The sequence below is a fragment of the Limnohabitans sp. Rim8 genome (assembly GCF_943326455.1).
GTDB lineage: Bacteria > Pseudomonadota > Gammaproteobacteria > Burkholderiales > Burkholderiaceae_C > Limnohabitans_A.
The window spans coordinates 1-13,607 of the sequence record NZ_CALPTI020000030.1 but is presented as its reverse complement, the minus strand read 5'-3'; the positions used below and the strand labels follow the sequence as shown (position 1 = coordinate 13,607).

Genomic DNA, 13,607 nt, shown 5'->3' with positions numbered 1-13,607 from the left:
GTCTGCGCCCAAGCATCATGTGAACGCTATCGCGTGACAATTATCCTTGTATTTTTAATATGACATGTTTAAAATGCAAGGATGTTTCAAAGAAAATCTGCGCTTGAAATACGCCAACAACTGGGCTTGAGCCCTGCTGTGGCCATTTTGGGCGCCCGTCAAATCGGCAAGACCACGCTGGCCAAGCAAATCGCTGCTGAGTTTCCTGACTCGATTTACCTTGACTTGGAAAACGCCCAAGCTCGCGCCAAGCTGGATCAAGCCGATGTATTTTTCGAAGCCAACCGTCACCGCTTGGTGGTTTTGGATGAAATTCAAAATGTCCCGGAGCTGTTCAGCACCCTGCGTGGGGAGATTGATGCAGACCGGCATCCTGGTCGATTCCTGATCCTGGGTTCAGCCTCATTCAAATTGCTCCAGCAATCCCAATCCCTCGCGGGGCGTTTGGCCTTGGTGGACATGGCCCCCCTGCTGTTGAGCGAAGTGCATCAAAGTTTTCAAGACATTCAAACCCTGTGGGTGCGTGGTGGATTTCCCGGCAGCTATACCGCGCCTCAAGACGACGCCTCTTGGCTCTGGCGCGATGCTTTTGTCAGGCACTTCCTCCACACCGATCTGCCCGCCTTGGGCATCAATATCGAGCCCGAATTGATGCGGCGCTTTTGGCGCATGGTGGCGCACCTGCACGGCCAGCTGTTCAACGCGTCCAGCATCGCGGCATCACTGGGCGTCTCGTCACCCACAGTCACCCGGTATTTGGACCATTTGGTGCAGTCGCTCATGCTGCGCCGCTTGGAGCCGCTCCATGCCAACTTGGGCAAGCGGCTGGTCAAATCACCCAAAATTTATGTGCGCGACAGTGGTTTGCTGCACTACCTGCTGGGCATGCGCAACGTCCATGATTTGATGGGCCACCCCAACACGGGCGCTTCATGGGAAGGCTTTTGTATCGAGCAAATTTGCAACCATTTGCCCACAGGTGCCAGTGTTTCTTTTTACCGAACCGCCGCGGGCGCTGAGTTGGATGTGGTGGTTGAGACAGGCCATAAAACCACCGGGTTTGAAATCAAATTTTCGTCTGCCCCCAAAGTGTCCAAAGGCTTTTGGCAGGCCTGCGAAGACATCGGGGTCCACAAAGCCTACGTCGTGGCGCCTGTGCAAGAGGGTTGGGCCATGCCAAACAATGTCCAAGTCGTCTCGCCTTTGGACATCCCCAGGCTTCTGAGCAACTGTTGAATGACCTTAGGATACGCCACCGCCTTGCCGGTGAATGTGTTTGTGCAAGACTTCGATAACCCGTTCCAGTGAAAAGGCTCACCGCCATGACCCAACGTATTCCACAAGCCCTGATGGGCCTCATTTGCATGGGGTGCATCTCTGTCGGAGCTCAGCCCCAACAACCGCCCACACCACCCGCCGCCATTGCACCGCTGATGACGGAAGCAGAACGTCAACAGGTTGCATTTGGTACGGGGTTTTCAATCGGCAACGGCTTTGTTCTCACGGCCCAACATGTGGTCAAAAACCTCAGCAAGGTGTTGGTGGGTTCAACCCAAACAGGCAAATGGGTCAGCTCAGACGTGGTCAAAATCGATGCCGTTCTCGATTTGGCGCTGATCAAAACCTCGCTCGAGCTGCCCGCACTCCAGTTGGCCAGATCTGACAAAGTGCCGATGGGCTTAGAGGTGTCGGTGATCGGTTTCCCTCAGCCCAAAATCCAGGGTCTGACGCCCAAAATCACACAAGGCATCATCAACGGCTACCCGAACCACAAACAACAAGCAGAAGACCGGGGTTACTTTCAAATCAGCGCCGACATATCGCAAGGCAACTCAGGCGGCCCCTTGATTGGGCCCGACGGATCCGTCATCGGCATGGTCCAACGCAAGCTCAACTCGCAACGGGTTCTGGAGCGCACACAAGACTGGACCGTCAACGTGGGCTTTGCGCTGCGGTCATCGCATATTTTGGGATTTCTCGAAGGGACTGCGGCCACGGTGCAAGTCAAACCCCTTGAAACACAAACCCTCCTGCGCCCCTTTCAAATCTTTGAAAAGGTCAACCCAGGCGTTGTGTCCATCATTGCCAGAACAGAACCCGTCAACAGGTGATCGCCTGCTTAAACTCAGCAGCCCCCGTCAACGCGCACCCTCAATCCACAGAAAAACCTAAAAACTGGTTCAGCAAAGCTGCCGAAGCCAGCAACTTGTAAGACGCCAAGGCTTTGTCCACCTCTGCATCGATCAAATCCCTGCCCGAAAAATACAAAGCTTCTTGTGCGGTCAGCAAATCCAGCAACGTACCCCGGCGATAAGCGTACTGCTCTCGCACCATGCGCAGCGAATCGGCGGCCAACCCCGCCGTCAAACGGCGAGAGTTCAACAAGGGTTGTGCAAACTGCGACTCCATGATCAATTGCTCAATCTGCCGCTTGTACTCCAGCTCTGCGGCCTGCAACTCTTCTTGAGACTGCATGACTTTTTGCACCGCTTGATCAATTCGCGCCGTATCTGCACCGCCGGTATACAAGGCCTGCCTCGCCACCAAGGCAACCGTCCTGTCCGTACCCGGCGTTCCAGGCGCAACCCAATCACGGCGGGTCGAACTCAACTCCAAATTAATGCTCGCAAAAGACTTGGCCCGCGCATTTCTCGCATCGGCTTCTGCCACAGCGCGAGCGGCCTGCGCCACCCTGACCTTCCAACTCACCTGACCTGCCAAGCCCACTTCAGACATCAAGTCGCCAGTGGCATTGATGTCAAACACGGGGCTGTCAAATCTGACATTCGACCCATCACCACCAAAATACTCGCGGTAGCTCGCCTGCACAGACCCCAAATTTTTGCGGTACGTGGTTTTATTCGCTGTCGCTTCTGCCAATCGCGACTCCGCCCGAACCACATCACTGAGCGTACCGCCACCAATTTCCTGCCGCTGCTTGACCAGGTTCAAGATCGCTGCGCGCGCATCCTCGTTCCTTTGAGCCAATTCAAATTGCCGCAGCGCCCTCACCAGTTCATGGTAAGCCTGTACCGCCTTGAACGACACATCCGACTCGGTTGAAAACTGCCTGTAAAGACTCTGCTGGTCTTTGGCATTGGCCGCCTCGATCAAACTGTTGGTGGCACCAAAGTCATACACCAGCTGCCGCACCGTCACATTGAAACTGGCATTGTCATAAACGCGTGAAGGTGTCCCCAAAATCGCACTGGGATCGTTGTTCACCTTGCCATTGTTCAACTGGGTGGACACCTGCGGCATCCAGCCCGCACGCGACTCTCGGATCGCAAATTGATTGGCCCTGCGCGCAAACCGAACCGCTTTGACGTCAGGGTGTTTGAGCGCCGCATCGACCACCACGCCACGGAACGCCTCCAACTGAGCCTCACCCCAAGAGCGTCGATCCACTGACACAAAAGACTGCATGAAAGCAATCTGTGACTCCCCCAAGCCCATGACCAGAGAGTTCACCTCGTCAGGCAATGGCGCCAGTGGGGGCTGATTTTGCGCACACACGCCCCAAGAAGCCAAGGACAAACCACACGCCATCAAAAGACCAGCCATTGATTTCATCGATCAGCGCTCCCTGAATGCATTTTCTTTGACCGCCACCAAGGGCTTGGACAAATACTCCCAAATGGTTCTGTGCCCGGTGATGATGTCCACCTGCGCCTGCATGCCCGGCATGACCTCAAACTTGTTGCCACGCACCTCCATCGTGGAAGACGTCTCGATGCGGGCCACGTAAAAGCTCTCACCTTTTTCATTCGTCACCGAATCGGGCGCAATGCGAACCACCTTGCCCATCAGCGAACCAAAAATCGAATAGTCGTAGGCAGTCAACTTCACATTGGCCATCTGCCCCACCTTGACAAAGCCAATGTCACTGGGCAACACATTCGCCTCCAGCACCAACTGCTCATCCACAGGCACCACTTCCACAATCGGCTCACCCGGCTTGACGACACCGCCCACGGTGTTCACCATCACCCGGTTGACGATACCCGCCACGGGCGAGCGCATTTCTGTTCGGCCTTTTTTGTCCTTCAAGCTGGGCAATATTTCTTTGAGCGAGCGGTATTCGGCCAAGGTCTTGTTGGACTCTGCCCGCGCATCCGAACGGAACTGCCTGACGGCACTGTCCTTTCGCGCCAAGGTCTCATCCACACCCGACTGCAAGCGTTTGATGGCCGATCGCGCCGTCTCCTCACGCCCCTCGGCATCGGCCAAAGTGCGGTCCAACCGAACCAGCTCCAGCTTGGGCTCCAGGCCCTTGGCCACCAGTCTTGACAAAATTTCCCGCTCCTCACGCCCCAAACCCAACATCTTGCTGGCCGTGGCCAAAGCAATGCGGTTTTCTTGCAGCTCTTGTGTCTTTTGCTCAATTTGTGCCTGCAACATGTCCAGCTGAGACTTCAACTGTCCAGCGCGTGTCTCAAAGGCGTTGCGCTCCAAATCCACAAACTCCTTGCCGGCTTGCATCACCTGCGCATCAAACACCGGCAAAACCCCCTCACTCTCTGCGTTCAAACGGGCCAGCCGCGCGGCCAGGGCATTGGCCTGTTGCAAGCGCGATTGCAGATCCGAGTCAAACTGCGTTTCGCTCAAAGACACCAACAACGTGCCCTCGCTCACCCTTTGCCCAGCTTTGACATGAATGGCCGACACAATGCCGCCCTCCAAGTTTTGGATCAGCTGAATCTTCCCAGACGTGATCACCCGCCCTTGGCTGCGCGCCACCGTCTCCACAGTGGCAAAGTAAGCCCACAACATCAAGCCCACCGTGATGGCAGAGATCACATAAAGCAAATAGGTCGACGCCTTCTTCACCTCACCCAATTGACCCGCCTCGGCCACACTCAGCTGCTTGGGATCTGCAACACCCCTCAAAGCAGCCAGTTTGTCTTTCCAGCTCATGGTGCGGTCCCCTTGCTAGCCGCAGGGCCAAACACCAACGATTTGGGGCCATCGGCCACCACTTTGCCTTGGTCCACCACAATCACCCTGTCCACCAAATCGAGCAACGAAGACTTGTGCGTGATCACCACCAAAGTCGAAGCCGTCAAATGGCTCTTGAGCCGATCGATCAGCGCTTTTTCTGCATTCATGTCCATCGAACTGGTCGGCTCATCCATGATCAAAATAGGCGGCTTGCCCACCAACGCACGGGCAATGCTCACCGCTTGACGCTGCCCGCCCGACAACCCCTCGCCGCGTTCTGCCAGCTTGAGGTTGTAGCCATCTGGGTGGGGCGCAATGAAATCGTGCACCCCGGCAATTTGAGACGCCCACAACACATCCTCATTGCTCGGACGCATACCACCCAAGGCAATGTTGCTGCCCACCGTGCCCGAGATCAGCCACACGTCCTGCAAAACAGTCCCGATGTTTCGGCGCAAATCGGCCTTGTCAAACTGCCTCAGGTCACAACCATCCACCAACACGGCCCCCTCGGTCGGCACCCGCAGGCCCTGCATCAATTTGGACACCGTGGTCTTGCCCGACCCCAGACGTCCCAGAATCGCCACTTTTTCACCCGCTTTGATGGTGAAAGAAACCTTGTCCAAGCCCCCCGACTGCTGACCGGGGTATTGAAAACTCACGTTGCGAAACTCGATGTCGCCCGCAATCCTCTCGCGTGGAATGAACGTGGTTTGAGGCGGGTGCTCGCGCGGCGACTCCATCAAGTCTTTGAGCGCCTTGTAGCTCGACAAGGACTGGTTGATCCGGGTCACCAGCTGTGCCAACTGCGACAAAGGCGCAATGGCTTTACCCGCCAACATCGAACACGCCACAATCGCCCCGGTCCCGATGCTGCCATCACGGGCCAAGAAAACGCCATAAGACACGATGGCAATGGTGGCCGCCTGCGACCCAAAATTCGCCACGTTGCCGGCAAACTGCGACAACATGCGCGTTCTCAAACCAATCTGCGCTTGGTGCGCAATCGCCTTTTGCCAACGGTGGCGCATCTGCGCACCGGCACCGATGGCCTTCACGGTCTCCAAACCGTTCAAGGTCTCCACCAACACACCATGTTTGGTTTGGCCATCCTCAAAACTCGTCTGCACCAAACGCTTGAGCTCTGGCTGCACCACCAAACTGGCAGCGATCATCACAGGAATGATGATCACCAACACCCAAACCAATGGGCCACCCACCATCGCAATCACCACCAAAAACAAAATAGCGAACGGGATGTCGATCAGCGTGGTCAAAGTGGCCGATGTCAAAAAGTCCCGAATCGACTCGTACTCTTTGAGCACGCTGGCCATCGCACCCACCGACCCCTTGCGCGCAGCCAAATCGATGTCCAAGACCTGCTCAAACAAACTGTCGGCAATGATGGCATCGGCCCTGGCGCCCGCCACATCCAGGAAATAACCCCGCACAGTCCGGATCACAAAATCACTGAACAACACAAAACCCACACCCACCACCAAAGCGGTCAGCGTGTCCATCGCGTTGTTGGGCATCACCCGGTCATAGACGATCATCGAAAAAATCGAGGCCGCCAGAGCAAACACATTCGTCAAAAGTGCCGCCACAGCCACCTGCCAATACATCGACCGCGCTGCAAACAAAGGCCCAAAAAACCAATGCCCCATGCGCCCTTGTGGCAAATGCGCCTCATCTTGTGGGGGTCTGAGAGGGGGTTGCACACGCATGCACAGGCCAGCACTGGCCTCCATCAGCGCACCCAAGTCGCAGCGCTCCAAAGCGCTGCTGCGCGCGGGCCACATCACCATGGGCTCATCCCACTCGTGCGATGGCAGCAAAGCCGCGCAGCCACCCGACTTCAGCCTCACCAACACCGGCTCGACCGCTTGCGTCAGCAACGTCAAGGTGCAAGGCTCCAACTGCACCGACAAGCCCAGGCTCTGCAAGCTGTCGCTCACCAGATCCCAAGTCCAGCCTGCGTCCGGGTCGGAAACCCTGGCGCGCAAGGCCGCCTCGGACATCGGCTTGTCCAAGTGCGCCAACACCGATAACAGACAAGGCAAATAGTAGTCTGGAGCGTCTTCTACAGGAGAAGCAAGCTCCACAGACTGCTGCATCATCTTGGTAAGAATGGAATCTGGAGAGTTCAAATCAGCGTTCCTGCCAAATTTGTTGGTTTAACGAGATTTCAACTGAAATCTCTAAATACGGCGATTACCTAGGTAATTTCCGAATTTAAACACAAATCAAACAGATCGTCAATTTTATCAATTAAGGCCGAACCATCGCCCGGTTTTCCGCGCTGAAAGCCCTTCACCCCTGGCACCAAGTGCACAGGGGTGAAGGCTTAAACAACGGCTCTCTCCTCGTTCAGAGGTATCACACGTTGTTGTGCTCAAACAAGGGCAGCAACCTGTTGACTTCTGCGCCCGCTGAGGTCATTGCATTGGTCACATCGGTGGCCACGCTCTGCCCGTACACCGTCAGAGGAGACAGTAGTTGAGGCGTGGTTTCGACCGCTGCCACAAAGGCTTGAGCCACGTTGGTCTCGGTGGTCATCTCCACCCTCAAGTTACCCAGCAGATCAACCACAGCCGCACTCGGTGTGCCGTTGTCGCTGACCACTTGGTTATTGAAGGTAAAGATCTGGTTGCCCGAAGCGTAGGTCTTGTTGAGATCGCCCAATGCAACAGCTTGACCAGTCTTCAGCACTTGGCTCAAGTCCAGATCATCACCGGCACGAGCACTCAGGTCGTTGATCACGGCCTTCAAGTAAAGATTGCCGTTGCCTGCGTCCAGAGAACCCACCTTGAAGGTGTCACCACCGGTGCCGCCCGTCATGACCACCGTAGCAGCCACGCCGCTTGTGTGACCTGTCGTTGCTGCCACCAGCAAGTCGTTGCCGGCACCGCCGCTGAGCAAAGCCGTCTCACCGTTCAGACCCTTGTCGGCCACCAGCAAGTCATTGCCAGCCTCGCCAAAGATCCTGTCGTCGCCACCGCCGGTGCTGACCACGTCGTCGCCGTCACCCGCCAAAATGGTGTTGTCACCCCGGTTGCCGACAATCACGTTGGCCAGGGCGTTGCCCACCACCTTCATGTCCGCATTGCCGAGCAGCACGATGCTCTTGACCTGTGCGTCCTGACCTGCCGGCATGTTTTGCCCTGGTGCCAGATCCACATAGCCCAACTCCAGCGTCAGCAAATTGGCGCCACGGTCCGCACCACCGATGGTGCTGCTGTTGCCCATGAACACCATGCCTTCCTTTTGCACCACATAAGTGGTGGGCGAGGTGATGGCGTTGTCGGCAATGTAGATCACATCGCCGCGGCTGGCCAAGGCCATGGCTTGGTCGATTGAGCCAAAGCCATCGGCACCCACCACCCACACACGCACTGGCTGTGAGGGATTGTTGGACGCAAACACCAACTCTTGCAAACCGTTCACAGCCACAAAGTTGCCGTTGAGGTTGACCTCCACATCGTTGCTGACGTTGGTCCTGAACATGCCATCGAGCCTTGCAATCAGGCTGTTGGCTGGCAATGCCGAGAGCGTCGGATCAAACACCATCACCACCTGTGTGCTGTTCGCGTCGGCGGCCGCAGCAGTCAAGCTCGCGTAGCCGTTGGTGGTCTTGCCCACCACTGAGGTGGTATTGGTTCCCACCAAGGCCACATCCACAGTACCCGACAGCGTCTCAAAGCGCAGACGCTCCACCCCTTGCAGGGTATCGGTCTGGCCTGCTACTGCCACTGAGAAGGTGTTGTCAGACGTGCGGGTCACCACATTGCCCAACGTTGCCAGCAAAGCATCCTGGCTGGCCAATGGATGGTTCGCTGGGACTGCACTGGTCACACCCAGCGCAGCAGCGTTGTAGACCACGGTGTCCGAACGACTGTTCCAGTCGGCCGAATCCACGATCACATCGTTGCCCCTGCCACTGCCGATCGCGATCGAATTGGCGCTACCCAAGAGTTCGGTGTCAATGTTCAGCGTCTGACCCAAAGTGCCACCAATCTGGAGCACACCGTTGCCCGTCACGCCAAACGCCGTACTGCCCACATTGATCTGCTCGGCCTGCACGTAAGCCATGGCAAAGTCGCCGGTGGCCTTGGCGAAGCTGAACACTGGGGTGCTGGCCGTCGTTACAGACTGAACAAAACCAGGCAAGGTCGGATCGCTGTTGCTGCGCCACGCGCCAATCAGCCAGTCTGCTGCTGACCCGTTGGTGCTGCCAGCCACCGTCACGGTGTCAGTACCAGCGCCGCCCACCAGATACTCCACTTCACGTGATGCATCGAAGGTGAAGCTGTCATCACCCGAACCACCCAGCTTGCCTTCGGCAAACACACGGGTCTGGCTCAAGCCACTGGTCACATCCGTCACGTTCGAAGTGTTGCCCGGACGCAGGGCAGTGGCACCGGTAGTCGCCAAGTCGTTGCCCGCCAGATCTTGAACAGCCACTTCGTTGGCTGTCACCATGCCTACATCGGCACCAGGGTTGGTGTAGCGCAGCTGCACGCCCAAGCCCTTGGTCACCATCTGGCTCAGCGCCAAGATCACCGAGGTACCTGCAGTGTTCAGGCTGACCGATTCCACACCAATGGTGTAGCCAGCAGAAGTCACAGTGAACGCATTCTTGAGTGCGTCGCCATGGTTGGCCAGATTGAGGGCCTCGTTCAGGCGCAACTCAATCACCTGCCCCGTCACTTGACCACCACCAGAGACCACGTCCCTGAGTTGAGCCGTCCAGCTCGGGTTAGAGCCACCCACTGCAGCCAATGACGGCGCCACCTTGTCGATGGTGATCGCCTGCGTCTGCACCGTCTGGTTGCCCGCAACGTCGGTCGCGGTCAATTCCACGGTGTATGCCCCATCGGCCAAACCAGACAAGTTGCCGGTCACGTTGCCGCTGGCATTCACGCCATTGGTTGCCAAGGTGTGCACCACAGCACCTGCTGCGTTCTTCACCACAGCAGTTGTGCTGGCGATACCGGTCAAGGCATCACTGACCGTGTAGGCTTGGCTAAAGCCTGTGGCTTGCGCCAGGCTCAAAGCGGTGTCAGTCAAGGCCGGCAAGTTCAGCGTCGGGTTGGTCTTGTCAACCGTCACGGTCTGGGTTTGCACCGACTGATTGCCCGCCTTGTCCGTGGTCGTCACTTCTACGGTGTAAACACCATCGGCAAGGCCAGAGAGGTTGCCAGCCACCTGACCATTCGTGGTGGTCAAGGCCGCACCGCTCACCACCGTGCCGCCCGACTTGACGACGGCCACCGTGTTGTCCACACCCGCCACGCCCACGTCCACAGCTGTGTAAGTCTGGGTGTAGCTGGTCGCCTCTGCGGCAGTCAGCTTGTTATCGGTCAGCGCGGGCAGGGTCAAGGTCGCTGCAGTCGCATCGAACTGGACCGTCAGGCCCGAGCTCGTCACGCTGTTGCCTGCAGCGTCCAGATGCTTGGCCACCAGCGCATTGGCGCCAGGGGTCAGTGCCGTTGTCAGGGTCACATTCACTGTGCCTGCGTCCACCTGCGCTTGCGTCGTCAGCACGACGCTGCCCAGCACTGCACTGCCTTTGAGCACTTGGATCGTATCGCCCAACTCTGCACGGTTTGCATTGAATGAAACCGCGAAGGTCGACAAAGCAACATTGGTCAGGTTGTCCGTCGTGTCCGCACTGTCAGAGGTCAGGTCCAAAGCCACTGCCGTACTGATCCGTGTGTCCACAACCTGATCAACCTGTGCTGCGTTGGCCACCGTCAGCGACATGACGCCATCAAAGCCCGGCGTTGGCGTCACCGCCATGGTGAACACTTTGCCTTCTTCACCAGACACCGTGCTTGGTACCAAGGTACCGACAGTGCCGTTGGTCACTGTCACATCAGCATCAGTGAAGTTGGTCACCGGTGTTGCAAATGTGAAGGTGTACACCACTGCACCACCGGCAATGTTGGCCACATTGGGCTCATCCTCATTGATGGAGACCACCACTGGCAAGACCAGCGAACCGGCTGCGCCTGTGAAGGCAACCAGACTGTCGTATTGCGCCTTGCTGACCACGTCCGTGGTGATGAAGCTGTCGACGCCCATGGTGCGCATCAAGCCCAAATCAGCACCTTTGGCCAACAGAGCCGCAGCCGAAGCGTTGATCACCACCGTATCCGCGGCATAGAACGTCAAGCTCTTGGTCAAGGCAGCCGAAGCGTCTGTCAAGCTCACATCCAGTGGCCCAGCTTTGACCAACACCGAGCCGTTAGGCGCAGCTGTAATCGCCGCTGCCGTGCTGGCAAACGCATCCAAGATCACGAAGTTCTTGAGCAGCGTTCCGTTGACAGCTTGCAATGCCACAAACTCAACACCAGACAGCGTGTCAGTGCCCGTAAGCGGTGTGCTCACCGTCAATGCATTCGTGCCAGACTGACGTCCAAACACCGCATCTGTGGCGACCGTTCCGCTGATCAGCGCTGTGTCGGTACCAGCATCACCAAAGAGCCTGTCGTTGCCTGCACCGCCAACCAGGGTGTCATTGCCTTCACCACCGTTCAAGGTGTCGTTGCCAGCCACAGCGTCATACAGCACATCGTTGCCTGCAGTTCCCGTCAGGGTGTTGTTGCTGGCCGGTGCCGTGTCCACACCCAATTGCGTGTAATTGCTGCCCAACACCAAGCCCAGTTGGCTGGCGTCATAAGAGGCACCAATGCCACCGATCGTCACCGCCTGGCCCCATGGTGCAGGACCATTCTTCGACCCGCTAACGTCAACGTTCTCACCGGTCACGTAGGAGATGTCGATGTAGTTGTATACACCCACCGCGCTCTTGGCAAACGCACCAGTCACAGTCACGTCAGTCAAGGTCACCACGCCGGCAGAAAGACCAACAGCTGGGTTGTAAGCATCTGTGGAGCCCTGCAACAAGATACCGTAGTGCGGAGATGTCGTCGTTGCCGACGGCACACCCATATCACCCTGGATCGTCACATTCGTGATCGTTGCATCGCCGTCAAAGCCCCAGGCCACAATGCCCTGGTGCTTGGCCGTACCGCTGGTGACCGCATTGTCTTGGCTGATCTTCACATTCGTGATCACCAGATCACGCAAGCTAGATGTACCGCTTTGCACGTCCACAATCACGCTGCCGTTGCTCTGACCCACAAACTCACTGTCGGTGACCGTCAAGCTCGTGACTTCCGTACCACCTTGAGGGCCGAACACGGACACAGCCTCGGTACCACCCACAACCTTCACGCCGCTGATCGACACGTCACCGTTGCCCACAGCCGCAATGTTGCCCTGCAACACGAAGGTCGCCGATGTCGTGCTGTTGATCACCACATCAGGTCCAGTGGTCTCAGCATCACCGTCAGAACCACCCACAATCTCAATCGCCTTGGTGATCGTGATCTGGCCGTTGTTCTCGTACTGGCCTGCAGCCAAGTCCAAACGCGTCACCGTCGCTGTCGTGCCCATCGCCAACTCAGCAGCCGCCTTGAGCGTCTCCGAGCCTGCCGACACATTCAGCGTCATCGTCAACGCACTGTCGTTGCCCACTCGAGCCAGCAGTGCGGCAGCATTGGCCACCGTCACAGAACCCGCGTTCAAGTCCGTGCTGACCACCGACACACTGTCAATGTTCAGGCCAGCGGCCGTTGTGCCGTTGACATTGAACAGACCTTGGGTGTTGCCGTAGATCGCTGCAGCCGTGTCCACGATATTGACCGTGTCACCGCCATGGAAGCTTGCGCCCTTGGTCAACACAGCCTGCGCCTGTGCCACTGTCAGCGTCACAGCCTGGCCAGCCACCAACACATCGCCAGCGCCTGCAGCGGCAATCGCCGCATCCAGCGTCAAACCTCCGTTGGCCGCATCAATGACCACATACTTCTGGCCACCGTGTTGTACCGCTTCCACGCCGTCCAACACCGTGTCTTTGCCCTCGGCACTGGTGATCGTCAATTTGCCGCCTTCGCGTGCAAATGTAGGCGCAGTAGCAGAAACAACCACCACCGTGTCGATGCCGGTACCGCCGCTCAATGCGTCGTCGCCTGTACCACCGGTCAGGGTGTCGTTGCCTGCACCGCCACTCAAGGTGTCGTTGCCTGCACCACCCACCAAACTGTCGTTGCCGCCAACAACGTCATACAACACGTCAGCACCTGCAGTTCCGGTCAAGGTGTTGTTGCTTGCTGGTGCAGTATCTACGCCCAGCTGGGTGTAATTGGCACCCAACACCAAGCCAAGGCGGCTGGCGTCATAAGAGCCCTCAACGCCGCTGATCGTCACAGCCTGACCCCATGGCGCTGGGCCATTCAGGGTTGCACTGACATCCACACCAGTGCCGGTGACATTGTTAATGTGGGTGTAGTTGTAAATACCCACCGCGCTCTTACCAAATGCGCCCGTCATCTCCACATTGCTCAGCACCACTGTGCCTGCAGCCATTGGCGCAGAGTAAGCCGCCGTCGAGCCTTGCAACAACACACCGTAATGTGATGCCGCCGCTGTGGCGGTCGTGACACCCGCATCACCCTCGATCGTCACGTTCGTGATAGTTGCATCGCCATCAAAGCCCCAGGCCACAATGCCTTGGTGTTTCGCAGCATTGCTGGCCACCGCGTTGTCTTGGCTGATCTTCACATTCGTGATCACCAGGTCACGCAAGTCAGAGGTAG

General features: G+C 57.4%; 6 protein-coding genes. 2 read left to right on the top strand and 4 right to left on the bottom strand.

Annotated features, from left to right (window positions below):
• Positions 1-81: 81 nt before the first annotated feature.
• On the top strand, positions 82-1,236 hold the full coding sequence (locus Q1M54_RS15025) for an ATP-binding protein (protein WP_300558851.1): 1,155 nt from the start codon (positions 82-84) through the stop codon (positions 1,234-1,236).
• Positions 1,237-1,322: 86 nt separating this feature from the next.
• Entirely contained in the window at positions 1,323-2,111 is a 789-nt protein-coding gene (locus Q1M54_RS15020) for a serine protease (RefSeq protein WP_300558848.1), read from the top strand.
• 40 nt (positions 2,112-2,151) lie between these two features.
• Here the strand turns inward: Q1M54_RS15020 and Q1M54_RS15015 are convergent, their stop codons facing one another.
• The 4 genes from Q1M54_RS15015 to Q1M54_RS15000 form a co-directional block, all read right to left on the bottom strand.
• Entirely contained in the window at positions 2,152-3,573 is a 1,422-nt protein-coding gene (locus Q1M54_RS15015; RefSeq protein ID WP_300558846.1) for a TolC family protein, read from the bottom strand.
• A 3-nt stretch (positions 3,574-3,576) separates the two neighbouring features.
• Positions 3,577-4,917, bottom strand: coding sequence for an HlyD family type I secretion periplasmic adaptor subunit (locus Q1M54_RS15010; protein WP_300558844.1), 1,341 nt, complete (start codon positions 4,915-4,917; stop codon positions 3,577-3,579).
• Positions 4,914-7,061, bottom strand: coding sequence for a type I secretion system permease/ATPase (locus tag Q1M54_RS15005; RefSeq protein WP_300558842.1), 2,148 nt, complete (start codon positions 7,059-7,061; stop codon positions 4,914-4,916). Before Q1M54_RS15005 ends, Q1M54_RS15010 begins: the two co-directional genes overlap by 4 nt.
• 259 nt (positions 7,062-7,320) lie before the next feature.
• Entirely contained in the window at positions 7,321-13,584 is a 6,264-nt protein-coding gene (locus Q1M54_RS15000) for an Ig-like domain-containing protein (RefSeq protein WP_300558840.1), read from the bottom strand.
• Between the last annotated feature and the right edge of the window lie 23 nt (positions 13,585-13,607).